General features: G+C 63.6%; 30 protein-coding genes and 3 pseudogenes. 13 read left to right on the top strand and 20 right to left on the bottom strand.

Going from position 1 to position 25,825, the window contains the following annotated elements; translation table 11 throughout:
• Window positions 1–18 precede the first annotated feature (18 nt).
• Complete coding sequence (locus tag F3Y30_RS09190) at window positions 19–609, top strand: DUF1214 domain-containing protein (RefSeq protein WP_203426136.1); 591 nt, start codon at window positions 19–21, stop codon at window positions 607–609.
• Window positions 602–1,153: a DUF1254 domain-containing protein gene (locus F3Y30_RS09185; RefSeq protein ID WP_203426135.1), complete on the top strand. Its 552-nt coding sequence runs from the start codon at window positions 602–604 to the stop codon at window positions 1,151–1,153. Before F3Y30_RS09190 ends, F3Y30_RS09185 begins: the two co-directional genes overlap by 8 nt.
• Before the next feature lie 141 nt (window positions 1,154–1,294).
• On the opposite strand, the gene F3Y30_RS09180 is transcribed toward F3Y30_RS09185, so the two are convergent.
• Entirely contained in the window at window positions 1,295–1,510 is a 216-nt protein-coding gene (locus tag F3Y30_RS09180; protein ID WP_203426723.1) for a hypothetical protein, read from the bottom strand.
• Window positions 1,511–2,007: 497 nt separating this feature from the next.
• Here F3Y30_RS09180 and F3Y30_RS09175 point away from each other — a divergent pair, with 497 nt between their 5' ends.
• On the top strand, window positions 2,008–2,979 hold the full coding sequence (locus tag F3Y30_RS09175; protein ID WP_203426134.1) for a DUF2336 domain-containing protein: 972 nt from the start codon (window positions 2,008–2,010) through the stop codon (window positions 2,977–2,979).
• Window positions 2,980–3,021: 42 nt separating this feature from the next.
• On the opposite strand, the gene F3Y30_RS09170 is transcribed toward F3Y30_RS09175, so the two are convergent.
• The 3 genes from F3Y30_RS09170 to F3Y30_RS09160 form a co-directional block, all read right to left on the bottom strand.
• The gene (locus F3Y30_RS09170; protein WP_203426133.1) at window positions 3,022–3,393 is read right to left on the bottom strand and encodes a DUF1491 family protein; all 372 of its coding nucleotides are present in this window, start codon (window positions 3,391–3,393) and stop codon (window positions 3,022–3,024) included.
• 104 nt (window positions 3,394–3,497) lie between these two features.
• A complete protein-coding gene (locus F3Y30_RS09165) occupies window positions 3,498–4,382 on the bottom strand; it encodes a peptidoglycan-binding domain-containing protein (RefSeq protein WP_203426132.1) in 885 nt (294 codons plus the stop codon).
• On the bottom strand, window positions 4,354–5,958 hold the full coding sequence (locus F3Y30_RS09160) for a HAMP domain-containing sensor histidine kinase (RefSeq protein WP_246752921.1): 1,605 nt from the start codon (window positions 5,956–5,958) through the stop codon (window positions 4,354–4,356). Before F3Y30_RS09160 ends, F3Y30_RS09165 begins: the two co-directional genes overlap by 29 nt.
• A 455-nt stretch (window positions 5,959–6,413) precedes the next feature.
• On the opposite strand from F3Y30_RS09160, the gene F3Y30_RS09155 reads away from it, so the two are divergent.
• Together F3Y30_RS09155 and F3Y30_RS09150 are read left to right on the top strand one after the other, a co-directional pair.
• Window positions 6,414–6,827 (top strand): DUF5330 domain-containing protein, encoded by a 414-nt coding sequence (locus F3Y30_RS09155; RefSeq protein ID WP_203426130.1) that lies wholly within the window; start codon window positions 6,414–6,416, stop codon window positions 6,825–6,827.
• A 160-nt stretch (window positions 6,828–6,987) separates the two neighbouring features.
• Window positions 6,988–7,407: a SufE family protein gene (locus F3Y30_RS09150; protein ID WP_203426129.1), complete on the top strand. Its 420-nt coding sequence runs from the start codon at window positions 6,988–6,990 to the stop codon at window positions 7,405–7,407.
• A 9-nt stretch (window positions 7,408–7,416) separates the two neighbouring features.
• Here the strand turns inward: F3Y30_RS09150 and F3Y30_RS09145 are convergent, their stop codons facing one another.
• From F3Y30_RS09145 to F3Y30_RS09100, 10 genes and pseudogenes are all read right to left on the bottom strand, one after another.
• A complete protein-coding gene (locus F3Y30_RS09145; protein ID WP_203426128.1) occupies window positions 7,417–8,250 on the bottom strand; it encodes a DUF6456 domain-containing protein in 834 nt (277 codons plus the stop codon).
• Window positions 8,243–8,707 (bottom strand): helix-turn-helix domain-containing protein, encoded by a 465-nt coding sequence (locus tag F3Y30_RS09140; protein ID WP_348649866.1) that lies wholly within the window; start codon window positions 8,705–8,707, stop codon window positions 8,243–8,245. Before F3Y30_RS09140 ends, F3Y30_RS09145 begins: the two co-directional genes overlap by 8 nt.
• A 208-nt stretch (window positions 8,708–8,915) precedes the next feature.
• Window positions 8,916–9,350, bottom strand: coding sequence for a MucR family transcriptional regulator (locus F3Y30_RS09135; RefSeq protein ID WP_203426127.1), 435 nt, complete (start codon window positions 9,348–9,350; stop codon window positions 8,916–8,918).
• 446 nt (window positions 9,351–9,796) lie between these two features.
• A complete protein-coding gene (gene mnhG, locus F3Y30_RS09130; RefSeq protein WP_203426126.1) occupies window positions 9,797–10,135 on the bottom strand; it encodes a monovalent cation/H(+) antiporter subunit G in 339 nt (112 codons plus the stop codon).
• Window positions 10,132–10,506, bottom strand: coding sequence for a cation:proton antiporter (locus F3Y30_RS09125; protein ID WP_203426125.1), 375 nt, complete (start codon window positions 10,504–10,506; stop codon window positions 10,132–10,134). The genes mnhG and F3Y30_RS09125 overlap by 4 nt, the downstream gene beginning before the upstream one ends.
• A pseudogene (locus F3Y30_RS09120) lies at window positions 10,503–10,975 on the bottom strand (Na+/H+ antiporter subunit E). Before F3Y30_RS09120 ends, F3Y30_RS09125 begins: the two are co-directional and overlap by 4 nt.
• On the bottom strand, window positions 10,972–12,537 hold the full coding sequence (locus tag F3Y30_RS09115) for a Na+/H+ antiporter subunit D (RefSeq protein ID WP_203426124.1): 1,566 nt from the start codon (window positions 12,535–12,537) through the stop codon (window positions 10,972–10,974). Before F3Y30_RS09115 ends, F3Y30_RS09120 begins: the two are co-directional and overlap by 4 nt.
• A gap of 14 nt (window positions 12,538–12,551) precedes the next feature.
• On the bottom strand, window positions 12,552–12,929 hold the full coding sequence (locus F3Y30_RS09110) for a Na+/H+ antiporter subunit C (protein ID WP_203426123.1): 378 nt from the start codon (window positions 12,927–12,929) through the stop codon (window positions 12,552–12,554).
• Window positions 12,929–13,348 (bottom strand): Na(+)/H(+) antiporter subunit B, encoded by a 420-nt coding sequence (locus F3Y30_RS09105; protein WP_203426122.1) that lies wholly within the window; start codon window positions 13,346–13,348, stop codon window positions 12,929–12,931. The genes F3Y30_RS09110 and F3Y30_RS09105 overlap by 1 nt, the downstream gene beginning before the upstream one ends.
• Complete coding sequence (locus F3Y30_RS09100) at window positions 13,345–15,714, bottom strand: putative monovalent cation/H+ antiporter subunit A (protein ID WP_203426121.1); 2,370 nt, start codon at window positions 15,712–15,714, stop codon at window positions 13,345–13,347. The genes F3Y30_RS09105 and F3Y30_RS09100 overlap by 4 nt, the downstream gene beginning before the upstream one ends.
• A gap of 284 nt (window positions 15,715–15,998) precedes the next feature.
• Between F3Y30_RS09100 and msrB the strand changes: the two genes are divergently transcribed.
• Window positions 15,999–16,415, top strand: coding sequence for a peptide-methionine (R)-S-oxide reductase MsrB (gene msrB, locus F3Y30_RS09095; protein ID WP_203426120.1), 417 nt, complete (start codon window positions 15,999–16,001; stop codon window positions 16,413–16,415).
• Window positions 16,416–16,481: 66 nt separating this feature from the next.
• Here msrB and F3Y30_RS09090 read toward each other — a convergent pair whose 3' ends face one another.
• On the bottom strand, window positions 16,482–16,988 hold the full coding sequence (locus tag F3Y30_RS09090; RefSeq protein WP_203426119.1) for a GNAT family N-acetyltransferase: 507 nt from the start codon (window positions 16,986–16,988) through the stop codon (window positions 16,482–16,484).
• A gap of 26 nt (window positions 16,989–17,014) precedes the next feature.
• On the opposite strand from F3Y30_RS09090, the gene F3Y30_RS09085 reads away from it, so the two are divergent.
• Window positions 17,015–17,584 carry an XRE family transcriptional regulator gene (locus F3Y30_RS09085; protein WP_203426118.1) on the top strand — a complete coding sequence of 190 codons (570 nt, stop codon included), beginning with the start codon at window positions 17,015–17,017 and terminating at the stop codon, window positions 17,582–17,584.
• A gap of 51 nt (window positions 17,585–17,635) precedes the next feature.
• Window positions 17,636–18,148 carry a hypothetical protein gene (locus F3Y30_RS09080; protein ID WP_203426117.1) on the top strand — a complete coding sequence of 171 codons (513 nt, stop codon included), beginning with the start codon at window positions 17,636–17,638 and terminating at the stop codon, window positions 18,146–18,148.
• 63 nt (window positions 18,149–18,211) lie between these two features.
• Here the strand turns inward: F3Y30_RS09080 and F3Y30_RS09075 are convergent.
• Both F3Y30_RS09075 and F3Y30_RS09070 read right to left on the bottom strand, forming a co-directional pair.
• Window positions 18,212–18,876 (bottom strand): annotated as a pseudogene (locus tag F3Y30_RS09075) (hemolysin III family protein).
• 101 nt (window positions 18,877–18,977) lie between these two features.
• Complete coding sequence (locus tag F3Y30_RS09070) at window positions 18,978–19,295, bottom strand: TraR/DksA family transcriptional regulator (RefSeq protein WP_203426543.1); 318 nt, start codon at window positions 19,293–19,295, stop codon at window positions 18,978–18,980.
• Window positions 19,296–19,627: 332 nt separating this feature from the next.
• Here F3Y30_RS09070 and F3Y30_RS09065 point away from each other — a divergent pair, with 332 nt between their 5' ends.
• A complete protein-coding gene (locus tag F3Y30_RS09065; protein WP_246752964.1) occupies window positions 19,628–20,503 on the top strand; it encodes a VOC family protein in 876 nt (291 codons plus the stop codon).
• A 19-nt stretch (window positions 20,504–20,522) separates the two neighbouring features.
• On the opposite strand, the gene F3Y30_RS09060 is transcribed toward F3Y30_RS09065, so the two are convergent.
• Window positions 20,523–20,912, bottom strand: a complete 390-nt coding sequence (locus tag F3Y30_RS09060) for a DUF930 domain-containing protein (protein WP_203426115.1) — start codon at window positions 20,910–20,912, stop codon at window positions 20,523–20,525.
• A gap of 181 nt (window positions 20,913–21,093) precedes the next feature.
• Here F3Y30_RS09060 and F3Y30_RS09055 point away from each other — a divergent pair, with 181 nt between their 5' ends.
• Window positions 21,094–22,239 (top strand): AI-2E family transporter, encoded by a 1,146-nt coding sequence (locus F3Y30_RS09055; RefSeq protein ID WP_203426114.1) that lies wholly within the window; start codon window positions 21,094–21,096, stop codon window positions 22,237–22,239.
• Between the two features lie 44 nt (window positions 22,240–22,283).
• Here the strand turns inward: F3Y30_RS09055 and F3Y30_RS09050 are convergent, their stop codons facing one another.
• On the bottom strand, window positions 22,284–22,556 hold the full coding sequence (locus tag F3Y30_RS09050; RefSeq protein WP_203426113.1) for a DUF2798 domain-containing protein: 273 nt from the start codon (window positions 22,554–22,556) through the stop codon (window positions 22,284–22,286).
• Between the two features lie 125 nt (window positions 22,557–22,681).
• Here F3Y30_RS09050 and F3Y30_RS09045 point away from each other — a divergent pair, with 125 nt between their 5' ends.
• Window positions 22,682–23,602, top strand: a complete 921-nt coding sequence (locus F3Y30_RS09045) for a LysR family transcriptional regulator (protein ID WP_203426112.1) — start codon at window positions 22,682–22,684, stop codon at window positions 23,600–23,602.
• A gap of 27 nt (window positions 23,603–23,629) precedes the next feature.
• Here F3Y30_RS09045 and F3Y30_RS09040 read toward each other — a convergent pair.
• Window positions 23,630–24,360 (bottom strand): annotated as a pseudogene (locus F3Y30_RS09040) (polysaccharide deacetylase family protein).
• Window positions 24,361–24,564: 204 nt separating this feature from the next.
• On the opposite strand from F3Y30_RS09040, the gene F3Y30_RS09035 reads away from it, so the two are divergent.
• Together F3Y30_RS09035 and F3Y30_RS09030 are read left to right on the top strand one after the other, a co-directional pair.
• Entirely contained in the window at window positions 24,565–25,185 is a 621-nt protein-coding gene (locus F3Y30_RS09035; protein ID WP_203426111.1) for a cytochrome b, read from the top strand.
• Between the two features lie 3 nt (window positions 25,186–25,188).
• Window positions 25,189–25,773, top strand: a complete 585-nt coding sequence (locus tag F3Y30_RS09030; RefSeq protein WP_203426110.1) for a YceI family protein — start codon at window positions 25,189–25,191, stop codon at window positions 25,771–25,773.
• Window positions 25,774–25,825 lie beyond the last annotated feature (52 nt).

Here is a 25,825-nt window from a genome sequence, read left to right as displayed (position 1 = left end):
TCCAACCGGTAGGCCGATTTGTTCCGCACTCCCCTTCTCGTCGCCCTTGCGCTTGCCATCGCCTTCGGGGTCGGCATCGTCACATCGGTGCTGGCTCTGCGGGCAACGATTGGCTTTGGAGCGATCGCGCTTGGCCCGTGGAAGGCATTCCCGCAGGCGCAGACAGCCGACGCCGATCCCTATGCAAAGGCCCACAGGGCGCGCGAGGGCAAGCTGCTCCTCGGCGGGGCAGAAGGGCTGCTCTTCGCCGCCACCACCGACAGCGCAGGCAGGACGCTTTCGTCGGCCTGCTCCTATGAAGTCACAGGTGCAACCCCACCTGCACGTCTGTGGACACTGCACGCCGCCTCGCCCCGTGGGCGGCGACTTGCGACCACCGCCGGCCTCCCGGACGGGCTTACCTCATGGATGGTGATGCGTGCCGCCGACGGAAGCTTCGTGATCCAGGTTTCTCCGACCGCAAAGCCTGGCAACTGGCTCGCGGTTCCGGTCGCCGATGCGCCCTTCGAGCTCGTTCTAACGCTCCTCGACACACCCACGGCCGGAAGTTCCGGCGTCATCGATCTGGGAATGCCGGCGATCAACCGCATGGGATGTGCCGATGCGTAGTGTTCTTTATGCCGTGCTGATCGGGCTTGTCGGAGCGGCCGTCCTGCACATCATCATAATCCTCTCGCTTCCAAGCTTCTCCGACCGGGATGCCTACACGCGCGTCGAGGCGTTCGGCGAGCAGAACCGGTTCTTTCCGCTGTCCGGCGATGGAGCCCCCGACACCGGTCTCGTCAGCGACGACCCGAACCTGCTCGTCGCAGTCTGCGCCTTCTCGACCGAGGAGACACCTGTCCATTTCACGGCGCCCGGCGATGTCCCCTTCTGGTCGATCGCCATCTTCGACACAGGCTCGAACGAGGTCTTCAGCATGAACGACCGCACCTCGGTCGACCGGACGCTCGATCTGCTCGTCGCGTCGCCGATCCAGCTGACCGGGATTCGCAAGTCGCTCCCGGAAGAGCTGACGCAATCTATTCTCGTAGGATTGTCCGGGGACGAGGGCTATGCGGTTCTGAGAACCTTCGTGCCGACGCTGAGCCAGGCGGCGGCTGCCCGTGAGTTCCTGTCGGATGCCGGCTGCGAGCAGTTCACATCTTCGTGAGCAGGCCGGATTTGACGGCGAAATTTGCTCGCCGCGTCTCGCAAAGGGCTTGAGCCGACACGTCCGGACGGCGCCTCGACAATAGCGACATCGCCGCTTCACTCTGTAATTTTCGGGGAGCCCCCTTCTGGTGAAGGGAGCTTAAGGGTTCTGCCGCGCAGGGTCGGCGACCGGCACACTCTGCTTCGCGCCCCGGTTTTTACCGGAAACGGAGGCTTTCTGGGCCATCATCGCCGGCGTCAGGCGCTCGTAGCGAACGCCGGTGAACAAAAGGATTTCCGCAGGCACATCATGCCACGCGGGTTGTCGCCGCGCCGGACGCGCGAGCCGTTCTTGCAGTATGACTACCTCTGCCATTCTCGCCTCCTTGTGAGAATCGAGACGGATGAAGGATCGAATTTATTTCACCCTGCCCGCTCTACGGGCCGGTGCATCCGGTTCCGTTGGCCGCTCGGGACGGCGAAACATGTGTTCGCAGTCGCGATCGAACCTGAAACGGCGATCCGGCATGGAAGGTTTCCTGTTGTAGGAAAATTACCCTGCCTCGCCCCCCGGCACCCGGAACATCGCACCTTTCTCTGGTGCTTCGATGGACCGCATTACTTCGGTACATCTTCCGCGCATTCGAATCATGGCCCGGCTGCTTTCCCCGGCACACCACGCCATTGCAGAGATCCTAATATGAACACGGTTAACATGTTGCTAACGTTTTTCCTCTAATTGTTCCCAATCAGGGTAAAACGCGGCAACGGGTAATCGTCCCCTGCCCGCAGCCGGCAGGCCTTCGCGTTCCGCAGGAGCGCAGCATCCGCCACCGACTTCGGGCGCCGCTTCTGCGTATGGGTAGGTGCGTTGTGGCGGACAGGTTTCGCGAGCTTGAAAGACCACAGTCCGGTCGAAAGAAGGACATCGTCCTGATGGCGACGGTCTCCAGCTTCGAGAGCCTTCGTCATCCGTCCCGCTCGGATCTCCTGCAATTCAGCGAACTCTTTGAAAAACTCTATCTCGCTTCCAGCGACGAGGCACGCCGGCAGGCGGTCGCCGCCCTCTCGCAATGCCGCCAGGTGCCGGAAGCAACCGCCCTCTTCATCGGTTCCAGACCGATCAACATCGCCGCCATCTTCCTCACCCGCTCTGAGTCGCTCACCGATGCGATGCTGATCCGCATCCTGAAGGCAGGAAGCTCGGCCCATGCCCGTGCGATCGCCCGCAGGAAGAACCTCTCGCCGGCCGTCATCGAGGCGCTCGTCGGCAATCACCAGGACCAGAGCAGTCGCCAGACCGAAGTCGAGCGTGAACGAGTGGCCGTCGAAACGCGCCGTCTTGAACGGGAAGAGCGGCTTCGCGAGGATCTGAGGGCACTTGCCCGCGCCGATCGTCCCGCAGCGGCCCCCTCGCTCCTGCCTGCAAGCGAGGTCCACCAGGCCCTGCTCGTACGCTTCGCGCGCTCGGGCGAGACGGGAATGCTCGCCGTCGCGCTTGCCGATGCGCTCGCTTCAAGCCAATGGCTGTCGGAACGCATTCTCCTCGACCTGTCAGGTCATCAGCTCGCGGCGACCCTCGTTGCGCTTCGCCTGGACCGGCAGGATGCCGCCTATATTCTCTCGCGCATCTATCCGCATCTTGCCGGCAAAGGCGCTGGCGAACTTCTTGCCGCGCAGGATCCGGCCCATTGCGCCGAACGAGTCGCAAGCTGGCAGCGGGCGGACCACTACACCAACGGGGACCAGCCGCAACCTGCCGATGCCGGCAAGGCCCGGGAGATCCCGGCCCAGAACGACAGCCCGGTATTCGGCCAGCTCAACAAGCGCCGGTCAGCCGGCTGAGGCTACCTCCGCCGGCGCGCCTCGCGCCCGCGATCGGGATGCTCAGCGGCGAAACGGCCCAGTCTCTTCCGGCTTTTCCTCGAATAGCGGCAGCAGGCCGCCAAGCTCTTCGGTCTCGACCTCCAGCACCCAGAGGTCCGCGTCGAAACGGGCCTCCCGCGCAAGCACATCGGAGACCTCATCGCGCCCCACCCTGTCGAGGCGCAGCTCGAACAGCCGCTCCCCCGTCGCGTCGTCGTCGAAGAAGCTCTGCGGCGCCGGACCGTAGAGGGTCTCGGTTCCGTCGCGATACAGCTGGCGAATGAAGATGGCACCGGCCTCGGCCGCGCCCTTGCGCTCGACAGTCGCAAAATCGCCGCGCCCGAAGATGCGGCGCACCAGTGCGGCTACGAAGATGTCGGATTTCACGCGCATGGGGTCGGGATACACGCCACGCGGCGAATGCGCAACCGGCCCGCTCCCCGCAAGGACGGCAAAGGGCTGGGAGCCACGCTCCAATCCGAGCGTGCGTCCAGATCCTAGAGTGCGCCGATTTCCCGGAGCTTGACCAGCACCTTCTCGTTCGGCTCGCCGGTCTCGGGCAGCCGATAGTGCTTTTCGAAGTGGCGGATAGCCGCGCGCGTGCGCTCGCCGGCCACGCCGTCGACCGTCACGTCGCTGTAGGCGATGTTGCTCAGACCCTTCTGGATCTTCATCACCATCTCGCTCGGCGCCGCCCTCGTGACGGATGCGGTGAGGCCCGGATCGGCCTCGGCGCTGAGGATAGCGGCCGCGACCGGGTCCTCTACCTTCGTCGGCGTCTGCGGCTTCTTCGCATCCTCGAAGGGCCGCTCCGAAGGAACGATTTCCGTAACCGCCGGTGCGGTCGATCTCAGCGCGTAGAGAAGGTCCCTGCTCGCTTCGCCGGTCGCTCGCACGCCGCGCTTTTCCTCGAAGGCCCGAATTGCGGCCGTGGTCTGCGCACCGGGCATGCCGTCCGTGTCTCCGGCATAGTAACCCTGGCGCGCCAGTTCCTTCTGGATATCGAGCACGAGACGGGAGCCGTCCTCGGCATCGCCTTCAGCCTCGCCCTCGCGCTCGATCAGGAAAGTGGTCACGTCCTTCGGAGGATCGCGCTGTGCGAAAAAGCCCAGCGTGTTCATGCCGTTGCGCGTCTTCAGGAACGGCGACGGGTGTCCCCCCGGCTGATACCAGAGGGCGTTCGCCGCCACGAAACTGAAGACGACGGCAAAGGCCGCGCCGCCGCCGACGGCGGTCGGATGACGTGCCGCAAGGCTGCCGAGCGCCATCAGCGCGCGCAGGACAACCCCGGGCCCACGAGCCTCGTTGCGCGTGCCGCGACCGGTACGCGCACCCTGCTTCGGCGAGCGCCGATCAGGCTGTTTTCGCGCGCGTGCGGTCATGACCTCCATCCTCGTTGTGCTTCCCGGAAAGCGGCAGCGTCAGCACCGCTGGTGCAGCCGCCCCGGCATCGCGCGCCGGCAGGCGCGGGGGGAATTCGACGGTTTCCGCAAGATCCGCGTGCGGCTCCACGGCAAGGGCAATTCCCGAGCCGTCGGCAGGCACGCGCACCGTGATCACTGTGCCCTCGCCCGGGTTGCTCCGGATCGCGAACGAACCTCCGTGCAAGGCGACCAGCCCCTTGACCAGCGACAGTCCGAGACCGGTGCCCTCGTATTTCCGGGTGTACTGGTTGTGAACCTGCATGAACGGCTGACCGATGGCGTCGAGCTTGGCCGCGGGAATGCCGATACCCGTGTCGCTCACGGTCAGCACCAGATCCTTGTCGCGCCGCTCCGCGTCGATGGTGATCAAGCCGCCGGCATCGGTGAACTTGATCGCGTTCCCGACCAGGTTGATCAGCACCTGCTGGAGCGCGCGCTGGTCGGCGACGGCCTCGCCGAGGTCGCGCTGGACGCGGCTCGTGAGCTTGACGCCCTTTTCGCGCGCCTGGAGGCCGAGCATCTGTTCGCAGGCGCGCACGATGTCCGAAACCACGAACGGCTCGGACAGGAGTTCGTAGCGGCCCGCCTCGATCTTCGAGACGTCGAGCATGGTATTGACGACGGACAGAAGGTGGCTCCCGGACTGGTTGATCAGGGCGACATATTCCCGTTGGCGGTCGTTTTCCAGCTTGCCGAAGTATTCGCCGGACAGGATGTCCGAAAAGCCCAGGATCGCATTCAGCGGCGTACGCAGCTCGTGGCTGACGGCAGCAAGGAAGCGGGTCTTGGCATCGTTGGCCGTCTCGGCCTCTTCGGTCTTGCGCGCGGCTTCAGATTTCAGCTGCGCTTCCGCCGAGATGTCCTGCGACTGGGCCACGACGCCCGTCAGCGATCCGTCGTCGTTCCTGACGGCGGTAAGGTTGACGCGCATGTGGACGAACTGCTCCGCGTCGGGCCGAAGCCTCGGACGCTCCATGCGGATGTCGATGGTGGCGTGGGGCGCGCCCTGCCTGATGCGATCGATCGTCTGGATGAAGGACAGTCGGTCGGAAACGTGGATCTGGTCGAGGAAGCCGCGGCCCATCGGGTCGCGCATCCAGGAGAGGATTTCCTTCATGTCGCGGCCGTGGACGGCAGTGACAAACCCGCGCCCGTCATGGATCGTGACGAGCCCGGCGAAGAAATTGTAGGGCGAGACCTCGTCGACCGCGCGCTCGGACACAGCCTTCTTCTCGTTTTGGCGCGCATCGCGGGCGAAGACGGCGGCAGTCGCAAAGAGCGCACCCGCGCCGGCAAGCGCTGCGCCGGCAGGCAGGGCCGCGGACACGGGCAGAAAGGCCGAAAGCGCAAGCGGCACGCCCCCGACCGAGGCCAGGGCTGCAAGCATGAACGCGCGCGCGGACGGCTTCGTCTCGGCGCGAAGGGACGAGCCTCTACCGGCGATGGCGCCAAACGTGGCAGCCATTGTGTCAGCGATGTCGCTCAATTGGCGCAATGCGAAACCCTGTCGGACATTGTTATTTTCTGCGCTCAAAATCGCACCCGCGACTTAAGGAAAGAATAAGCCGGGGTCTTCCGGGAGCACCCGAAAGGGGCGAAAAATCCCGTTTTGGGGCAATCTCGGAGCCATTTGGAAATCGTGGTTAATGGGGGGTAAGCGTTTCATTTTGCGGCGTTTTTCTGTCCGCGTTAACTTTTGTGGCAATGAGTGCCGGCATGGCATGCCGCGTTCTCAGAGGGTTAAGCCCGAGGCGGCCGCCTTCTTGCTTAACGGCAATCGATAAGATGCGATTCAAATGCCTCTAAAATGCCGATAGGTCGCATTTTACTTAAAACTGCGGAAAACCCGAGCGATTCTCTCAAAGGGGAATTTGCTTCCCCGCAGTAGTCTTGCATCAATGGTTCGCCAAGGACCACCGGCAACGACCGGAACGAAGGACGACAGGGCCGTCATGGCCCGCGGCTTCGAACTAGAGGATGGGCACTGACATGTGGTTTCTGATCAAGGGAACGTTCTGGTTCTCACTCGTTCTGGTCCTGCTGCCGTTTCTCGACGGTGAGTCGTCGGACCGGCTGCAGACGGCTCCGTCCGTGGAACTTTCCGATACCTTTACCGCCGCCAGCGAGGCTCTGGGCTATGTCAGCGCGATCTGCATGGAAAAGCCCGACGTATGCGAAAAGGGCGCGGAGACCTTCGTCGCCCTTGGCCACCGGGCTCGTGAAGGCGCTCATGTTGCCTACAAGTTTCTGGACAAGCAGTTCGCCGACACCGAGACGGCCAAGCTTGCCGATGTTCCGCCTTCCGAGCTGACCGAGATGCCGGCGCCGGCCGCCAGCGAAGCCGACGACGTCGTCACCGGCACCATCGCAGTGCCGACCCGCCGCCCGGATCCTGCCGGCTGATCAAGTCGCCAATCAAGTTTCTGCCTGCCTACTGTTGCCCCTGCAACCGCCGTGAGGATAGCCCATCCCTCGCGGCGTTTCTTTTTTGTGCGGCCGATTCCAGTTCAAATTTGGCCATTCCTATCCTATATGAGCGGCATAGACCGAATACGGATCCGCCATGACAGCCCTAGAACAGATCATCGACGACTTTGCCTATCTCGACGAGTGGGAGGACCGCTACCGCTATGTGATCGAGCTCGGCAAGGCACTGCCGGATCTGCCGGAGGACAAGCGCACCTCGACCAACAAGGTACAGGGCTGCGCCAGCCAGGTATGGCTGGTAACGCATGCCGGCGGAGGAGAAGATCCGCTTCTGACCTTCGAAGGCGACTCGGACGCGCATATCGTGCGCGGGCTGGTGGCGATCGTGCTGGCGATCTATTCCGGCAAGCGCGCCTCCGAGGTCGCCGATCTCGATGCGCTCGACGTCTTCAACCGGATCGGACTGGTCGAGCACCTGTCCTCCCAGCGCGCCAACGGATTGCGCTCCATGGTGAAGCGGATCCGCGAGGAAGGCATGCTGCGCGTCGCCGCCTGAGGCGCGGCTTCATCTACCCGGCCGCCCCAAGAGCGTCGGGCGGCTGTCTTCGGCCGCATAGACATGGCTTCGCGGCTTCGGCGCAGGTGGCGCATAGTGGCGTGCGAGCGTCATAAGTGCCGCGCGCAGCATCAGCTTGGCGGAGCGCTGCGGCCACTGCCGCTCCCGCTCGACCGTTTCCAGCCCCTTCATGAAGCAGCAGACGTCGAGCGCCACGCCCGACAGTTCCGGCCCCATGGCGCCGACGGCAAGCCTCACCCGCTCGCGCGCCGCAAGCGCCGTGTCGGAAATCTCCGTCCCCGCTCCGGCCTCCCCCTTCATCCGGGTCGCGATCCGCGGTTCCCAGCTCATCGTCATGCGCGGCTGCAGGCCGCCGCGGGTGAAATCCGCATGAAGACGCTCCCCGGCCGCCAGTGCTGTTTCCGGCAGGAAGGACTGCCCGTTCCGGTCGCGGATGCGGCCGAGCGAGGACAGGGGCGATTCGAGCTGGTTGACGCTCGCCGTGCGGCGAAATCCCTGATCGATGACGATCTTCTCGGTCACCTCGCGATGCTGGTCCCCGAAGGCGTTCTCTCCGCCCGAGAGAAGGCGGCGCAGATGGCCTCGAGCCTCGGGGGTGGGCTTCAGCGTCGAGCCCTCGCTGGTCGCCAGACCCTGCCGGACAATCTCCGAAACGAGAGCCGGACTGGCCGTCAAGGTGCGGCCGTCGCTTGCGGCAAGAAGGACTGATCCATCAGCCGTTCCGGTCGCCGCCTCCCCGCTCGACAGGAGGAAACGCAACAGGCTGGCGACGGATGCTTGCTTCCTCGGTGCGGCTTTCACCGGCGTTTGGCGCTCACTCATCATTGCCGTACCCCGCCGGCGTCAGGACGGAAAGGACGATTCGCTCCGCGGCGGCGACGAATTCGTCATAGTCCTGGTGGTCGCGGCGGTCCTCCACCACGTTGCAGGCATGGCCGACCGTGGTGCGGTCCTTGCCGAAAGCGAGGCCGATGTCCGAGAGCGAGATCTGCAGGATCACATGACAGACATACATGGCAATCTGGCGGATGTGGCAGGTAGCGCGGCGCGAATCGCGGCGTCGAAGGACCCGCTCCCCGGAAAGCTGAACCATCTCGACGATCAATTGCCGCACGATCCGGCAGGCGATGCGCGGAGGAACGGCGGGATAGGCCTGCGCCGCGAATGGCGGGCGATCCGCCGATTTTCCTTCCGGCGCCCGCGTCGGGAACAGGGCAGCGGTGCTACCCGCCGCCTTGTCATGCTCGGGCAATGGCATTGTCAGTATCGATCGGTGCATGATCCAGACTCCTGTTTAGGAATTTATTCATACACCTTTGACATCAAGCGGGGATGAAGGAAATCCCCGGCTCACAACCATACATTGATTTATTTCATATTTACGTGTTTTAAATCCCCACGAATAGGTTTTTTTTCCTCATTAATGATGAAAAAAAGCCGGGCCTTCGCAGGAAGGTCCGGCGGTATTGGCGGATCGGTGCGACCGATCAGCGGCCTTTGCGGCGCTGACCGAGACCCATTTCCTTGGCAAGACGCGAGCGCGCTTCGGCGTAGGCGGGTGCGACCATCGGGTAGTCGGCCGGCAGGTCCCACTTCTCGCGATACTCTTCCGGCGTCATGCCGTAGTGTGTCATAAGGTGGCGCTTGAGCGACTTGAACTTCTGGCCGTCTTCAAGGCAAATGATATAATCGTTCTGCACCGACTTGCGCACTGGGACGGGCGGCTTCGGCTTTTCGGCTGTCGGGACGGGCGCAACGGCTACGACCGGCTGCTTGGTGTTGTTCAGCGCGGCGTGCACATCAGCGATCAACGTCGAAAGTTCAGCGACCGGAACCACATGGTTGCTGACATAGGCAGCGACGATATCCGCCGTCAGCTCCACCAGCAAATCAGGGGCAGTTCCAAGCACAGTTTCATTCATGTTAGGTCTCCTATCGGACGTACTGCCGATCATGCCACGCAAAACCGGCGCACTTAAAAATTCAGAAGCAAAGCAATATCTTCGACCTTTAGAAAATTTCGCTATCCGCCGACGCTATAACGCTCCGCAGATCTCGCTTTCAGGTCACGCTAATATTAGTTTCCCGTTTCCGGCTTTCAAAACACGCGTAAGTCTCGAACCAATACATTGCCCATTTGGGGCATTTCGGCAATTGCGCAACTTAAACTGGAACCCATATCGCGAGCAAATTCTACGAAGATGCTTTACTTGTTTCGGAATAACACTGTTCAGTCGAAAGTCCAATATTATTTTGTAAAAAAGCAAAAGTCCTTACAATGCCTATTACCACATATTAAAAATTGATTAATCGCTGATGTTCATCGCAGTCAGCACTTCAAAACTGCGACAATCTAACAGGTTTGGAGTTATTTGGCCTTTCTGCCGGCCATTTCATCGAGAACGGCGTGTCGTGATAGCCGATAGCCCGCCTGGTGGGCAGCCTTGGCGACGAGATGGGCGGCAACCGGTGCCGTGAGGATGAAGAAGACGAAGCCCGCGATCGCACGGGTCATGGTCGCGAGGTCGAGCGAGTGCACGCCGGCGGCAATCAGCATCAGGCCCGAGCCCACCGTACCTGCCTTGGAGGCGGCATGCATGCGGGTGTAGACATCAGGAAGACGCACGATCCCGATTGCGGCGAGCAACGTGAAGATGCCGCCTCCGATCAGCATGGCCGCCGTCACGAGAGCCAGAACAATGGTCATCGCCGTGCCCCCTTCCCCCGCCGCGCGGACTTGCCCGCGCGCGGGCCGATCGCGTGCCGGCTTGCGGCCATCGGATCAGCCTCGTCCTCGGGCTTGCCGCGTGCCAGAACGAAACGGGCAAAGGCGACCGTCGCCAGGAAACCGACAAGGCCGAGCGAGATGGCAATGTCGATATAGAGCGTGAAGCCGGTCTTGATCGCAACGACCGCGATGAAGCCGATGGCGGTCGCGACCAGCATGTCGAGCGCCACGATCCGGTCAGGAAGCGTCGGCCCCTTGATCACGCGATAGACGGTGAGGAAGAACGCCGCGCACATCAGCGCCAGCGCGATATCGGCCGCGAAGGCCGTGATGTCGGCGGCAATGGTCACCGGAACGCCTCCATGATCTTCCTTTCGAAACCACCCGCGATGTCCCGCTTCAGCCCGGTCGGATCGGAACAATCGAGCGCATGCACATAGAGGAACCGCCGGTCGTCGGATACGTCTACGGTCAGCGTTCCCGGCGTGAGCGTGATCATGTTTGCAAGAAGCGTGATTTCGAAGTCACGATCGATCGTCAGCGGGAAGGCGATGATGCCGGGCTTGAGCTCCATGCGGGGGCTCGCAACCAGGACTGCCACTTTCCATGCGGAGAGAGCGAGTTCCTTGAGGAAGAGCACCGCGAGCGACAGGATGCGCAGCCCGCGCGAAAAATAGCCCGCGGACCTCACCTCGCGGCGCATCAGGAAAAGCCCGAAGCCCCCATCGCGAAGCCGAAGCAGAAGTTGAGCGCCGTGAAACTCCCGGTGACGGCAACCCAGGCAAATGCGAGCAGAATGTTGGTGACGATTAGCTTCATGGCGCCACTCCCCCGGGAAAGACCGACCGGACATAGGACGAAGGCTCCGCGAGCACGGCGCTGGCGGTCTGGATCTTCGACATGAGCATGTCGGGAAAGACGCCGAAGAACACCGCCAGGGCCGTGAGGGCTGCGACCGGCACGAGGGCGGAAACGGGAATGGCGGAGGCATCGGGGCCCCTCCGGTCTGCATTCGAGGGCCGCCAGTATGCGAGGGCGAAGACGCGGCCGGTGGCGATCGTGGTCAGGAAGCCGGTGAGGAACACGGTGCCCGCGAGCCACCAGGCGCCAATGTCGATCGCGGCTTTTGCCACCATCACCTTCGGCCAGAACCCCGAAAAGGGCGGAAGGCCGGAGACGGAGAAGAACAGGACGAGCGAGAGGGCGGACAGCAGGGCCGAACGACTGTAGAGGCCGGAGAGGCCGTGCAGGTCGAAGCTGCCGCCGAGCCTGCCGGCGATACCCGCCGCCAGGTAGAGCGCCGTCATCGTCACCATCGAATGCAGCGCATAGAAGATCGCGCCGCCGACGCCTCCGGGGCTTCCGAGCGAAATGCCCGCCATCATCACGCCGATGCCGGAGATCACCAGAAAGCCGAGCATCCGGCGGATGTCGCTCTGGCCGAGGGCGCCGAGCGAACCGGCCACCATGGTGGCGGCGGCGGCAAGCGCGATGACGAAGCTCAAGCCTTCCCGCTCGAGCGGAAACAGCATGACCAGCGTGCGCACCAGCGCATAGATTCCGACTTTCGTGAGCAGGCCCGCGAAGAGCGCGGAAACGACGATCCGCGGCGTGTGGTAGGAGGCGGGCAGCCAGAAATTCACGGGGAAAGCCGCGGCCTTCATCCCGAAGGCCAGAACGAACAGCGTCGCTAGCGTCATCAGCGGCAGTTCAGGTCCGCGAGCCGTCGCCTTCAGTGCGATGTCCGCCATGTTGAGCGTGCCGAACAGGCCGTAAAGATAGCCCGTGGCAATCAGGAACAGCGTGGTGGCGATGAGATTGAGGAAGGCATACTTGATCGCGCCGTCGATCTGGGCCTTCTCGGAGCCCAGCACCAGCAGTCCGAAGGACGAGATCAGCAGCACCTCGAACCAGACGTAGAGATTGAAGATATCGCCGGTGAGGAAAGCACCCGAGACGCCGCCCATCAGCACGAGGAGGAAGGGATAGAAGCCGTAGCGCCGGCCGCTCGCGTCCACGTCGTTCGATGCGTAGATCCCGCCGGCAAGCGCCACGACCGCAGCGGCGAGCGCGAAGAGGACACCCGTCAGGTCCGCGGTAAACGCGATGCCGAAGGGCGGCAACCACCGGCCCATGACCATGGTGACCGGCCCGGAGGCGACCACGTGGCCGAGCAGCAGCGCGTCGATGACGACAAGGACCACGAGTGCGGCGATGCCGATGAGCGGCTGCAGGCCGGTCGACTTGCGCAGCATCAGCAGGAGGGCTCCCGTCAGGAGGCACCAGACGGTCGGAAGGACCACGAGCCAGTCAGCGGCTGCGACAGGCGTCATGACGAAGGCGGCGGAGAGATCAGCGACGGGGTGTGCGGAGACGGCCATTCTGGTCAGGGTCCTCAATAGCCCGTCGGCGGCAAGGGCTCGCCCTTCGGCTCGGCCACCCGCATCTCGTTGGCGTTGTCCGTGCCGAGATCCTGATAGGCCCGATAGACGAGGACCAGCAGGAACGCGAAGAAGGAGAAGGAGATCACGATCGCCGTCAGGATCAGCGCCTGGGGCAGCGCGTTGGCGGTGATGCCCGCCGGCACGTCATGGCCGTCGGGGATGATCGGCGGCACCTCGCGCAGGATCCTTCCGGTCGTGAAGAGCAGAAGGTTGACCGCGTTGCCGAGGACGACGACACCGAGCAGCACGCGCACCAGGAACTTGGACAGCATCAGGTAGACGGCGGCGGAAAAGAAGATGCCGATCAGGATGACGAACAGCAGTTCCATCAGGCGTCTCCTCCCTCTTCCAGCGCGAGCGCGATCGAGGTGATGGATCCGAGGACGACGAGATAGACGCCGAAATCGAAGAGCATGACCGTCGAGAGCGGGACTTCCACCCCGAGCAAGACCGGATAGATCCACAGGCCGCTCATGAAGGGCACGCCGAGGAAGACGGAAAGCAGGCCGGCGATGCAGGCGAGGAACACGCCGGCCGCGGCTATCGACATCGGATGGAACCAGATGGCGCGGCGTACCGACGCCACGCCGCAGGCGATGCCGTAGATCGCGAGAGCCGAGGCCGCGATCAGCCCGCCAATGAAGCCGCCGCCCGGCTGGTTGTGGCCGCGCAGCAGAACGAAGATGGAGAAGAGCATCATCAGCGCGGTCAGGAACGGGGCGATCGTACGGAAGATCAGCGTGTTCATCGGCCGACCTCCCCAGCGTTTTCCGCAACGGAGCGTGCGGGCTCGGAGCGGCCGGATCGGATGCGGATCAGCGAGAGGATCGCGAGGCCGGTGATCATCACCACGGTGATTTCACCGAGCGTGTCCGTGCCGCGGAAGTCGACGATGATGACGTTCACGATGTTCGCGCCGTGGGCGATCGTCTTGGAATAGAGATTGAAGAAATCGGTAAGCGCGGTGTCGAAGGGCTCTTGGGTGACCTTGAGCAGGTAGAGCGCGAAGCCGAGGCCGCACGCGATCGCTATTGCCGCATCGGGGAGCTTTTCGCGCAGCGGGCGATGGTCCCGCGGGGTCAGCTTCAACCGCGTCATGACAAGGGCGAGGATGACGACGGAAAGGGTCTCGACCATGAACTGCGTGAAGGAGAGATCCGGGGCACCGAAGAGTAGGAAGATCACGGCGACCGCAAAGCCCTGGACACCCAGCGCAAGGATGGAGTTCAGGCGGTTGTTCGCCGTCAGCACCGCGACGACGCCGGCGATGGCGAGCGCCATGATCGAAAGCTCGTGGAACTGGACGCCAGCCGGCCAGACGGGCAGCCGCGGCCATTCGCCGAACCAGGCGAGCGGAACCAGCAGCGCAAGCGCGACCAGCGCGAAGGTCGCGGTCAGGTAGACCTCCATCAGGCCCGGCTGCAGCACCCGCGTCACGCCGGCGGCAAGGCGGACCAGTCCTCGCATGAACTGGTCGAAGCCGTGGTCCGGCCCCCAGCCGATATCCTCGACGAGCGCGTCCGCGGCGCGGCGCGCGCGCCCGAGCAGCACGTAGACGACAATCCCGAACGCGATGGTGGCGACGGACAAGAGCAGCGCGGCGCTCATGTGCGGGACAGCCGATATCGTCACGGTTTCCGGCTTGCCGGCGATCGCCGAGGCGAGAGGCGAGGAAATCCACTGGTGCACGAGGCCAGAGAAGAGCCCGGCTGCGAGGCCCAGTCCGGCAAGAACGAGAGGCCCCAGCCAGAGCAGCAGCGGCCCTTCGTGCGCATGCTTGGGAAGCGCAGGCTTTGCCCCCAGGAACGGCTTCAGCGCAACGGCGAAGGCAACCGCGAACATCAGGCCATTGCCGAAGACGGCGGCCATGGTGAAGGCGATCGCCCTCAAATTGCCGCTCCACAAGGCGGCGTAGATCTCCTCCTTGCCGAGGAAGCCAAGGAAAGGCGGCAGCCCGCCCATGGAGAGCGCCGCAAGGAGGGCGGCTGCGAAGGTGACCGGCATCGCCCTGCGCAGGCCGCCGAGCCTGGTGATGTCGCGCGTGCCCGCCTCATGGTCGATCAGGCCCGCGACCATGAACAGCGCGCCCTTGAAGAGCGAATGGGCAACGAGATAGACGGCCGCCGCCGCCACGGCATGCTCCGATCCGAAGCCCGTGAGCATCACAAGGAGGCCCAGCGAGGCGACAGTGGTATAGGCGAGCATGAGCTTGAGATCGGTCTGGCGGATGGCGAGCACCGTGCCCACCAGCAGGGTGAGCCCGCCGAATGCCGGCAGGATGGTCTCCCAGGCGGGCGTTCCGCCCATGACCGGGTTCATCCGCATGAGCAGGTATACGCCGGCCTTCACCATGGTCGCGGAGTGCAGGTAGGCGGAAACCGGGGTCGGAGCCTCCATGGCGTTCGGCAGCCAGAAGTGCAGCGGGAACTGCGCGGACTTGGCGAAGGCGCCGCCGAGCACCAGCACGAGGATGGCCACATAGAAGGGACTGGCGCGCAACTCTTCCCCGAAGGAAAGCAGCAGCGACAGCTGGGTGACGCCGGTTACGTTCCACATCACCAGGAGCCCGGCCAGGAGAAACAGGCCGCCGCCGCCGGTGACGACGAGGGCCTGGAGCGCCGCACGGCGCGAGGCCTCCCGGGAATGATCGAAGCCGATCAGGAGGAAGGAGGTGACGGACGTCATCTCCCAGAATACGAACAGCATGAGCAGGCTGTCGGACGCGACGAGCCCGAGCATAGAGCCCATGAACATCAGGATGAAGGAGAAGAACCGCCCCTGGTGCGGGTGTCCCTTGAGATAGGCGCCGGAGTAGAGAACGATGAAGACGCCTATGCCCGAGATCAGGAGCAGGAACGTCAACGACAGCCCGTCAATCAGCCAGGAAAAGCTGACATTGTACGAAGGTACCCATTGGTAGCCGCCGGTGACGATCTCGCCGCTGGAGACATCACCCGAAAAGCCGAGGAAATGCAGGAAGACAAGGGCCGGAGCCAGGGCGAGGAGCCAGGCTGCGTTGTGTCCGAGGAAGCGGGTGAGCGAGGGCGCGACGAGTGCGGCGGCAAAGGGCAGACAGAAGGCGACAAACGTCAAGGCCATAGTGTCCGGATACATCCCGTCTCCCCTGCCCGTCGTTCCGCCGGCACCATAAGGATAGCAATCAAACCGCAGATTCCACGTCGGTATGACCGAAATCCACAGCCTTGAAAAGAAGTCTCGCGCCTTTCCCGGGCAAGAAGCCGGGGAAAAGCGGTCGCTACCGTTCAACCGGGCCTCGCGGCGGGTTTCGGGAGAGCGCCGGCCCTCGCGACAGTCGCCGGCTGGGCGCTTGCCGGCGACCCGGAACAATTGCATTCGCCCGGTTGCGCCCCTACATCTCAGGGCAAAGGGAGTATGCCATGACCGAAACCACAAAACTCAAGGTGCAGAAAACCGATGCGGAATGGCGGGCGCAGCTGACGCCGGAACAGTACCGCATCACCCGCGAGCACGGCACCGAGCGCGCCTTCTCCAGCCCGGACTTCGACATCTCGAAGAAGGGGACCTATCGCTGCGTCTGCTGCGACAGGCCACTCTACCGTTCGGAGACGAAGTTCAACTCCGGAACCGGCTGGCCAAGCTTCTACCAGCCGATCGCGCCGGATGCGGTCACCAATCATCGCGACCTGTCCTACGGGATGAACCGCGTCGAGATACGCTGCGCCGATTGCGACGCCCACCTCGGCCACGTCTTTCCCGACGGACCGGCACCGACGGGGCTGCGCTACTGCATGAACGGCGTCGCCCTCACCTTCGACGAGGATCCGTCGTCCTGACGGCATCCGACACCTGCCTGTGCATGTCCCTGTGCCGAAACGGATTCCCACATCCGGGGACATGCATCAGGGATCGATCCTCAGCTCCATGCATGTGAGATCGAGCCAGCGGCCGAACTTCACACCCACTTCGGAGAAGCGCCCGGCGACGCGGAAGCCCAGTTTCTCGTGCAGGCGGATCGAGGCCGCGTTTTCCGATTCGATGCCGGCGATCAGCACGTGGATGCCGTTCTGGCGGGCGCGCTCGACAAGCGCGGCCAGAAGCAGCGTCCCGATGCCTCCCCCGCGGGCGTTTCCATCGACGTAGATCGAGTGCTCGGCCGTATGGCGATAACCGTCGAAGGCCCGCCAGTCGCCATAGGAAGCGTAGCCGACGACCCGGCCGTCGCGTTCGGCTGCGAGAACCGGAAATTTACGCGCCATGCGGCCGCGGAACCAGTCGATCCGGTTATCGAGATCCACCACGACATCGTTCCAGATCGCCGTCGTATTGGCGACGGCGTCGTTGTAGATATCGAGGATTGCAGGCAGGTCAGCCTCTGTCGCGTCCCGCACGATCACATCTTGCTTCATTGAATTTCGTCCACTATGGTTTCGTTATGTCCACTTTATCAGACAATTTTGATCTCTGTCTAGGGGAACGGGTCCGGGCCGAACGGGAAGCCCGCGGCTGGTCGCTCACCGATCTTTCGGCGCGCGCCGACGTTTCGCGGGCGATGATCCACAAGATCGAACGTGGCGAGAGCAGCCCGACGGCCGCCCTGCTCGGCAGGCTGTGCGGCGCTTTCGGCCTCTCCGTCTCCACGCTTATCGCTCGGGCCGAGGCCGGCACCGAGCGACTGCTTCGAAATGCCGACCAGCCGGTCTGGACCGATCCGGAAACCGGGTACCGCCGACGCCATGTCTCTCCGCCCGCCGGCGCGCCGCTCGAGATCGTCGAGGTGGAACTCCCACCGGGTGCCCGGGTCGCCTATCCCGCCGCCGCCTTCACCTTCGTGCGCCAGATGATCCGGGTCATCGAAGGCACCCTCACCTTCGTCGAGGGAGAAACCACGCATCGGCTCGATGCCGGAGACTGCCTGGCGCTCGGACCGCCCGCAGACTGCATTTTCGTGAACGATGCGAACAAAAGTTGCCGCTATCTCGTCACCGTTCTGAAATCGGGGTGAACGAGGGAGGAATTCTTCGCCCCGGCGGGAACAAGTCGGGAGAAGAATGCCGTGCTTATTCGCCTGATCGTCTACGGCCTCGCACTCTTTCTGGCCGCAGCCAGCATCGCTGCCGATCGTGGCCGCTACGTCGATCCGAGGTTCGGCTTCGTGATCGACATACCGTCCGGCTACGCAGTTACCCAGCAGGCCGACAACGGCGACGGGTGGAACTATCGCTCGGCGGATGGGAAAGTGACGCTCGCCGTGTGGGCACAGCATCTCGGCGGCAAGTCGTTGCGGACGGAAGCAGCCGAACGGCTCGAATGGTACAAGGGCGACGGATGGAACGTCACCTACCAGCGCGAGACCGACGGCTGGGCGAGCTATTCCGGCCTCAAGGCAGGCACGATCTTCTACTATCGCGCGGTCGCGCTTTGCGATGGTGCCGCCGGCTATTTCGTCCTCGAGTTCCCGGAGGGCCTGAAGCCCGACATGGAAAAGCCGACCCTGCGTCTCGTCAGGTCATTCCGTCCGGTCGGGGGATGCGCGAGTGCGCCGACGGTCGCGCCCGCAGCCAATTGAAACGCTGTCACTTGAAGATTGCCGAACCTGACGGCCGGGACTGGAGGGGTCCCGCCGCCGGATCTACAGGCCGCTCGCCGCGGCGCTGACGGACGTGACCACCGCCATGTAATGGACCGCTGCCGCTGCGACGACGAAGGCGTGCCATATGGCGTTCTGGAAGCGCAGGTTCTGCCAGACATGGAAGATGACGCCGAGTGAATAGAGCACCCCGCCAGTCACGATGAGGGTCATGGTCGTTGCCGACAGCGTCGAGATCAAGGGCCCCACGGCAAGGAGGCCGCTCCAGCCCATCACGAGATAGATGACGATCGAAATCCTGTCGAAGCGCGCCGGCAAGAGCAACTTGAGCGCGATTCCCAGCACAGCCATCAGCCACATGCCGACCAGCATGGCCGCGAGAAGCGGATCCTGCCAGCCTCTTTGCAGGAAGGGCGTATATGTCGCCGCGATCAACACGAAAATGGCGGAATGATCGAGGCGACGCAGATGCCATTTGACGGGGATACCGGCCATAGGTTGTAGGCGAAGGATACTCCCAGCGCCACCACGAGGCCGACGCCGTAGATCCATGACGCCGCCATCTGGCCGTGGCTTGAGAAGACGGTGGCGTAGAAGATCAGGGCCGTTCCCCCTATCAGCGCGAGAACGACACCGACCGCGTGAACAACGCCGTCGGCGATCAGTTCATGCCGGTCATACTCCCACCGTACAGGGTCGTTTTCCATGGCCGTCGTTCCATACCCGAACTATTACCGTGACGTCCCAACCGTCGGAAATCAATGTCGGGAACAGGCGACGCGTGCTCACATTTGATGACGCCCGGATATCAAGTCGCGATGCATTCCTCGCACAGTGCGGCATAGGGAACCGCCTTCAGCCGGGCCGGAGAGACAGGATTGCCGCATTTGGCGCAGATGCCGAAGGTCCCTGCCCGGATCCGGTCCAGGGCCGCATTGATGGCCTGCAGCTCCTTCACCCCCTCATTGCCGAACTCTTCGAGCACCTGGTCGTTCTCCCGCTCCGTCGCGCGCTCTTCGCTGTCGGGATCCATGGGAGAGCCGAGGTCCGCCTCGATGCGGCCAAGCCGCCTGTCGAGTTCGTTCTTCCGGTCAAGGAGGATAGTCTTGAAGTGAGCCGTATCCAGCATCGCGTTCCTCCATTCGGTGGCACCGGCCAGCCAAAACGACCGCCGGCGTTTGGAACATGACAATAACATGCTGCAACCAAGAATAACGAAGACTTTCTCTTCGGATTCGAAACCGCATTGTCAACGTGGCGTTGACAGTAATTCGTCAATCGTTGGACTTCCTTGAACACGGCTTCTTCGCCATATTCCGGGTCAACACACCGGTTTCGCAAGAAGCCGCAACCAAGGGGTTAGACATGGCCGCGATCGACCGCCGAACTTTCCTGAGCCTGACGGCGGCAGGACTGGCGGCCGTGCCGGGCGGCGCCCCGCATGCGGAGACTTCCAGAATGACCACCGAGACGACCGCAACCCAGCCGACCCACGCCCTCGACATGCCGGCCTACATCGACCACTCCCACCTCGTGGTTTCCGACCTGCCGATGCTTTCCGACTGGTACCAGAAGGCGATGGGTCTCTCCGTGCTCGAGAAGTCGGCATTCGGACAGACGCTTGGCGTCGCCGGACGCCCGCTGCTGACGCTGACGACCGCCGCCAATGCGGCGCGCGCGCCGCGCAACGCCCCCGGCCTCTTCCACACGGCGTTTCTCGTACCGGACCGCTTCGAGCTCGGACGCTGGCTGGTCCATGCCGCCCATAGCGGCATTGCGCTTACCGGCGCCTCCGATCATCTCGTCAGCGAGGCGATCTACCTGGACGACCCGGAAGGCAACGGCATCGAGATCTATCGCGACCGCGACCGCTCGGAGTGGAACTACGTGCCCGACGGCACCGTGAAGATGGCCACGCTGCCGCTCGACCTGCAGAAGCTCTACGACGAAAGCCCCAAGGAGTCCTGGGGCGGCCAGGCGGACGGAACGGCCATTGGCCATATCCACCTTCAGGTTTCCGATATTCCCGAGGCCGACGGCTTCTTCCGCGACGTGTTGGGCCTCGACCTCATGGCGCGGTATCCGGGCGCAAGCTTCTTCGCCTCGGGCAAGTATCACCACCACATCGGCGCCAATGTCTGGAATTCGCGCGGCCAGCCGAAGCGGCAGAGCAACATGACCGGGCTTTCGGATTACACGATCCAGTTCAACGACGCGGCCAAATTCGAGACCGCCGCCAAGAAGCTCGAGGAACTGGAAATCCCCACGACCCGTCAGGGCGAGAGGCTGTCGCTGATCGACCCCTGGGGCATCGGCCTCAACCTGGTCGCCTGATTTACAAAGGGCGCACGCCTCAATCGTAGAGGTAGTGCGCCTGCCAGTCCTCGCGCGGGACCCTCTCGCCGATCTTGAACTTGAAGGAGCGGATGTCGAGCCCGTCAGCCGTCGTTTCGCAGCGATAGGCCAGCCGGTACCATTCGCCCTTGCTGCGGAACACGGCCCCACGGGTCTTCAGCAGATCCTCGGACTGCTTCGGGTCGCCGAAGGCATAGGCGATCACCTTGTCAGGGCGAAATCCCTTCCTGGCGCCGCCGATCTGCTCCATCGCCTCCATGTCGCAACGCTGCTCGATCCTCTCCTCGGGGCTGAGTGCCTCGAGCTGCCGCCTGACGCTGCCGTCGACTGCATGCGCGGAGGAAGCCAGGGTCAGGCCCACGGCGAAGGTGGTAAATCTCTTGATCATTCTTGCTCTTGATTCCGTCTGAAGCGGTCGGCCGCCGACCTCGGCAACCAATGTGGTCATTTCAGGGCACGTGCGCTCACGAAGATGTGCGTCCGGTCGCGAAGATTTTCGCAACCGGGTCACGCCGCGCGGAACTTCCATCGACTTCGTACGTTCGAAGGGCCACACGGGGGATATCGACATGCACGAAACCTTGCGCCGGCCAGAAACACGAAACGGGGATCTCTCGACGAAGGAAAAGAGCGGACTGCCGGGTGTAAAGCAGGGACCCGTCCAGTATGTCCGGCAACGCAAGACGGGGCTCGACATCACGGCCGCCTGGGCCGCAATCGGCATCTTCGTGATCCTCGCGGCCGCCACCGTTTCCTTCATGGCGCAGATCCTCATCCCCATGTGCTTTGCGGTCGTCATCGGGCTCATCCTCGGGCTTACCTCCGAGAAGCTCGTCGCGCTCGGGATCCCTCCGCTCATGACGGCAATCCTGCTCACCACCGCCCTTGGGCTGGGCGTCTTCCTGATGGCCGGCGCGCTCGTCGATCCGATGATGGAACTGGCGTCCAGGGCACCCGAGATCGTCCGCCACGCGATCGAGCGCGTAACCCCGATGCTGGAAAGGTTTCCCTGGCTGCGCATGACGCCGGGCTCGCTTTCCTTCGGGTCGATCTCCCCCGAGGTGCTGCTGCAGAATACCGGCAGCGTGCTCTCGATCGTTTCGGCGAGCCTCACTCCCGCGCTGCTGCAGACGCTCATTTTCTTCGCCGCGCTGGCGCTCTTCCTGTCCGGACGCATCAAGCTGCGCCGGATGCTGATCCTCGCCTTCCCGCATCGGCATCAGCGCCTTTCGACGATCCGCGTCCTCAACGCTATCGACGGCGCGCTGGGCTTCTACTTCGCGACCGCGGCTCTGGTTTACTGCGGGCTCGGGATCATCGCCGCGATCATCGCGTTCGTCGCGGGGCTGGGTAACCCTTTGCTGTGGGGACTGTTTGCCTTCCTCTCGAGCTTCGTGCCCTTCCTCGGAATTGCCGCGATCACGCTGGCGTTCGGCGTGGCGGGTCTTCTGACGCACGAGACGATCATGGCGGGCCTTGCTCCCGCGGCCGCGTTCTTCACGGTCCACCTGCTGATGGAAAACCTGGTGATGCCGGCGATCATGGGCCGCAGGCTCGAGGTCAACCCGTTCCTCGTCTTCTCGGCCATCATCTTCTGGAGCTGGATGTGGGGCGCGGCGGGTGCGATGCTGGCGCTGCCGATCTCGATCATCGGCATGACGATCGCCGACGAACTGCGGCCCGGCCGCAAGAACCGGCCCGACCTGCCGGGTTGATGCCGCGTTCGCGATCATCAGACCTATTAGTGCGGTCAGGCCTGTTAGTGCGGATGGCACACGAAGCCGACGAGCCGGACCACGATCGGCCTCACGACGAGCACGCCGAAGAAGGCGACCGGCATCGCCAACTGGTAGGACTTCAGCACGCGCAAGGGATAACCGGCGTCGATGCCGGTATTGGCCGCCACGACCGTGCAGCACATGAGGAAAGCCATGATGCCGGCCATGAAGAAGGCGAAGGCGTAGGGCACGGCCTGTGGTGGAAGCTTGCGGGCAATCGTGCGGCTGCCGGAAGAGCGCTGGTCGTTCGACATTGAAACTCCATCGATGAGCGTGGGGTGCCAACCTACGAATTTTGCCGGCGGGCGGTAGCCTTTGATCGGCTGGTTCAGTATTAAGCGAAACTATCGAATAGGCACTCGAACCACGACACAAATTAATGGATACGCTCAAGGGCATAGAAGCCTTCGTTCGCAGCGTCGAGGAAGGCAGTATCGCGGCGGCCGCACGCCGCCTCGGCATCACACCTGCCGCCGCCAGCCAGAGCATCGCGCGCCTGGAAAAGTCGCTCGGAACGCGCCTGCTCCAGCGCACGACCCGGCGCCTCGGCCTCACCGAAAGCGGCAAGGTCTATTTCGGTCGCGTGCGAGGCGTGATCGAGGACCTCGATCTTGCCGCGGCAGCCATCGCGCCCCGGGACGACACGCCGCGCGGAGAATTGCGCATCGCCTCCTCGGTCGCCTTCGGCCGCCATGTGCTGGCACCCGCCGTCTCGTCCTTCATCCAGCGCTACCCGGACGTCTCCGTCGAACTCGTGATGCACGATGGGGCGATCGACCATATCGCGGAGAGCATCGACATCTCCGTCAGGTTCGGCCAGCAGCTCGAACCCGCCCTCATCGCGCGCAAGCTCGTCTCCGTGCCTATGCCGATCTGTGCTTCCCCTTCCTACATCGCCCGCAAGGGAATGCCGAAGACGCCGGAGGAGCTGGAGCATCACGACTGCCTGATATACCGGCTGCCGGTCCACGGCCGGCTGTTTCGCTGGGCCTTCCTGCGCGACGGCGTCCGCTTCGAGCCGAAGCTGAGGGCAACGGTCGTCAGCAACGACATCGACACGCTGGCGGAGCTTGCGCTCTCGGGCGCCGGTATTGCGCGGATCGGCAGCTTCATTTCCGCGCCGCTCATCGAGAAGGGGAAGCTGGTGCCGCTCTTTGCCGGCGACCCGTCAGCGGGCATTGCCGCCGTCGAGCACGAACCCTTCGATTTCTATGCCTGCTATCTCGACCGGCACGCCCAGACGGCGAAGGTCCGCGCCTTCATCGACCACACCCAGCGGACGCTCAGGTCGGCGCGGTGACGAGGCATACGGCCCCGAAAGGCATGTTCAGAGTGCCGGCACCGGCACCTGATCGGAACCTTCCGACAGGCGAATGAAGGTCGCCCCCCTCGCCTTCAGGTCTAGAATTCCCTGGGCGACGCCTTCTCCGGCCGCATGCGTCGGCTGGTTTATGTGGGCGATCACGACGTCGCCGTCGCGCGCGGCGGCGATCCGCTTCCGGGCCGCCTTTGCGCCGAGCAGCGAGCCGTCGTCGCCGTTGATGGAATAGCCCGCGATGCGGTAGCCGAGCTTGGCGATCTCGGCGATGGACGTCGCCGTGTACTTCGCCGTTGCGCCCCGGAACCAGTGGGGCTGCGGCGCGCCCGCCGCCACGATGGCGGCACCGCCGCCCTCAACCTCGCGGGCGACGGCCTCGGAGAGCCACCCGCGGTGATCCCGTAAATCGAAGCCGGATAATCCACCGCCGGCACATGCATGGCGCCGTGATTCTCGATTTCGAAAAGGTCTGGATGAGCGAGCAGCACGGCGGTCGCTTCAGGATTGTGTTTCAGCCAGCGGGCGGTCACGAAGAGGGTCGCCGGGATATGCTCCTCGAGGAGAACCGAGAGGATCCGCTTGTCGACCTTGCCCATGCAGGCATCGAAGGTCAGCGCCACGCGAAGCCCGCCGTCATGCCCCTTGCCGAAGTGGAGTTTCGGCTCCAGAAGCTTGGGCGACGCAGATGCCGGGGTTGCAAGCACAAGCGCGAGCGCCACTGAGGAGAGGAAACGTAGCATCGTGCGCAATCTGCCTGCGGGACCTGGTTGATCGATCATTTGCGCATCTCCATTCGCCGCAAAAGCGTCTGAACTGTGACGCTCCCGCGCCAGGCCCATTCCTGCTTGTCATCCGTCACAGGCTGGGCACCCAAACGCTGCGGAAAGGAATAAACGCCTCTCCACTAACGTCTGTTTAAACATCCCTCCAAGGAGGCAGGCGTCATGGCGCGCGATCGCGATACTGGATTCGGATGGGTGGCTATCGGCCTCCACTGGCTCATCGCAGTGCTGATCCTTGGCCTCATCGCGCTCGGCTTCGTGATGCGGCGGATGAAGATCGATCCTCTCCTGCAGTTCTCGCTCTACCAGTGGCACAAATCCATCGGACTTGTCGTGCTGGGCCTCGCCCTGCTTCGCGTGCTGTGGTGGATCCTTCGAGGCCACCCGGCTGCGGTGGCTGGCCTCGGGCCGCTCGAGCGGAGGGCTTCGGTCGCAACGCATGTCGGGCTCGCCATCCTCACGCTTGCCGTGCCGCTTGCCGGCTGGGCGGTCGCCTCGACCTCGACGCTCAACATCCCGACCTTCTTCTTCAACCTGTTCGTCTTCCCGCATCTTCCGCTGGCGCAGACCGAGAGCGCAGAGACCTTCTGGACGGAGGTCCACGCGCTTGCCGCCTATGTCATGCTGGGGCTTGTCGGCCTGCACGCGGCGGCGGCATTCCATCACCATCTTTTCAGGAAGGACGAGGTTCTCACGCGCATGCTCGGCATCCGGAGAAGGCCCGATGCCGCCAATCGAACGCCGGCAGGCTCGAAGGAGCCGGGCTCGGCAGGAAGGATGTGATTCATGAAATCCGTATGCCTGATCGGCGCGGGCGTGCTTGCCGCGCTTCTGTCGGCCGCGCCCATGGCGCTCGCCAATGCCCCCGACCTCAAGGACGCCGCCGGCACCTATCGCATCGCGAACGCGTCGCGGATCGGCTTCTCCGTCGACCAGGTTGGCGGCGGCGGCATTTCCGGTGTGTTCAACAAGTTCTCGGGAACATTCAAGATCAACAGTAACAATGTGTCCGCGTCGACGGTCAACTTCACGCTGTTTCCGGGAAGCGTCACGACGAAGGACGGACGGATCGCGGATTTCCTGCGCTCGAGTGCGGTCTTCGACGCCGAGAACTTTCCGCAGGTGACATTCCGCTCGACCTCAGTTCGGCAAACAAGCTCCGACACGGCGGTCGTCGAGGGCACGCTGACCGCCAAGGGCGTTTCGCGGCGGGAGACCTTCAACGTCAGGCTCACCGACTGGAGCAGCGGCTCCATCGCCTTCAACGTCGAAGGGCGCGTGCACCGCTCCCGCTACAAGATGGCCGCTGGCGAGCCGATCTATCTCGACATCGTCATCTTCGACATGAACATCAAGGGGCAGCGCCGCTAGACCGCTGCCCCACCGCCAAAACCGCTTTTATTCAAACGGTTATGGCGAAGTC

Source organism: Sinorhizobium sp. BG8, assembly GCF_016864555.1.
Lineage (GTDB): Bacteria > Pseudomonadota > Alphaproteobacteria > Rhizobiales > Rhizobiaceae > BG8.
This window is presented reverse-complemented; position numbering and strand designations above follow the sequence as displayed.

Coding starts and splice junctions, on each gene's coding strand:
- F3Y30_RS09110 (WP_203426123.1), bottom strand. CDS start 12,929: ATGGAACTGCTGTTCGTCATCCTGATCGGCATCTTCTTTTCCGCCGCC.
- F3Y30_RS09060 (WP_203426115.1), bottom strand. CDS start 20,912: ATGATCAAGAGATTTACCACCTTCGCCGTGGGCCTGACCCTGGCTTCC.
- F3Y30_RS09050 (WP_203426113.1), bottom strand. CDS start 22,556: ATGTCGAACGACCAGCGCTCTTCCGGCAGCCGCACGATTGCCCGCAAG.
- F3Y30_RS09065 (WP_246752964.1), top strand. CDS start 19,628: ATGACCACCGAGACGACCGCAACCCAGCCGACCCACGCCCTCGACATG.
- F3Y30_RS09155 (WP_203426130.1), top strand. CDS start 6,414: ATGTGGTTTCTGATCAAGGGAACGTTCTGGTTCTCACTCGTTCTGGTC.
- F3Y30_RS09170 (WP_203426133.1), bottom strand. CDS start 3,393: ATGCGCGTGAAATCCGACATCTTCGTAGCCGCACTGGTGCGCCGCATC.
- F3Y30_RS09150 (WP_203426129.1), top strand. CDS start 6,988: ATGACAGCCCTAGAACAGATCATCGACGACTTTGCCTATCTCGACGAG.
- mnhG (WP_203426126.1), bottom strand. CDS start 10,135: ATGACCATTGTTCTGGCTCTCGTGACGGCGGCCATGCTGATCGGAGGC.
- F3Y30_RS09085 (WP_203426118.1), top strand. CDS start 17,015: ATGTCCACTTTATCAGACAATTTTGATCTCTGTCTAGGGGAACGGGTC.
- F3Y30_RS09100 (WP_203426121.1), bottom strand. CDS start 15,714: ATGTATCCGGACACTATGGCCTTGACGTTTGTCGCCTTCTGTCTGCCC.
- F3Y30_RS09045 (WP_203426112.1), top strand. CDS start 22,682: ATGGATACGCTCAAGGGCATAGAAGCCTTCGTTCGCAGCGTCGAGGAA.
- F3Y30_RS09090 (WP_203426119.1), bottom strand. CDS start 16,988: ATGAAGCAAGATGTGATCGTGCGGGACGCGACAGAGGCTGACCTGCCT.
- F3Y30_RS09145 (WP_203426128.1), bottom strand. CDS start 8,250: ATGAGTGAGCGCCAAACGCCGGTGAAAGCCGCACCGAGGAAGCAAGCA.
- F3Y30_RS09135 (WP_203426127.1), bottom strand. CDS start 9,350: ATGAATGAAACTGTGCTTGGAACTGCCCCTGATTTGCTGGTGGAGCTG.
- F3Y30_RS09165 (WP_203426132.1), bottom strand. CDS start 4,382: ATGACCGCACGCGCGCGAAAACAGCCTGATCGGCGCTCGCCGAAGCAG.
- F3Y30_RS09140 (WP_348649866.1), bottom strand. CDS start 8,707: ATGCACCGATCGATACTGACAATGCCATTGCCCGAGCATGACAAGGCG.
- F3Y30_RS09035 (WP_203426111.1), top strand. CDS start 24,565: ATGGCGCGCGATCGCGATACTGGATTCGGATGGGTGGCTATCGGCCTC.
- F3Y30_RS09180 (WP_203426723.1), bottom strand. CDS start 1,510: ATGGCAGAGGTAGTCATACTGCAAGAACGGCTCGCGCGTCCGGCGCGG.
- F3Y30_RS09185 (WP_203426135.1), top strand. CDS start 602: ATGCGTAGTGTTCTTTATGCCGTGCTGATCGGGCTTGTCGGAGCGGCC.
- msrB (WP_203426120.1), top strand. CDS start 15,999: ATGACCGAAACCACAAAACTCAAGGTGCAGAAAACCGATGCGGAATGG.
- F3Y30_RS09055 (WP_203426114.1), top strand. CDS start 21,094: ATGCACGAAACCTTGCGCCGGCCAGAAACACGAAACGGGGATCTCTCG.
- F3Y30_RS09115 (WP_203426124.1), bottom strand. CDS start 12,537: ATGGCCGTCTCCGCACACCCCGTCGCTGATCTCTCCGCCGCCTTCGTC.
- F3Y30_RS09030 (WP_203426110.1), top strand. CDS start 25,189: ATGAAATCCGTATGCCTGATCGGCGCGGGCGTGCTTGCCGCGCTTCTG.
- F3Y30_RS09105 (WP_203426122.1), bottom strand. CDS start 13,348: ATGAACACGCTGATCTTCCGTACGATCGCCCCGTTCCTGACCGCGCTG.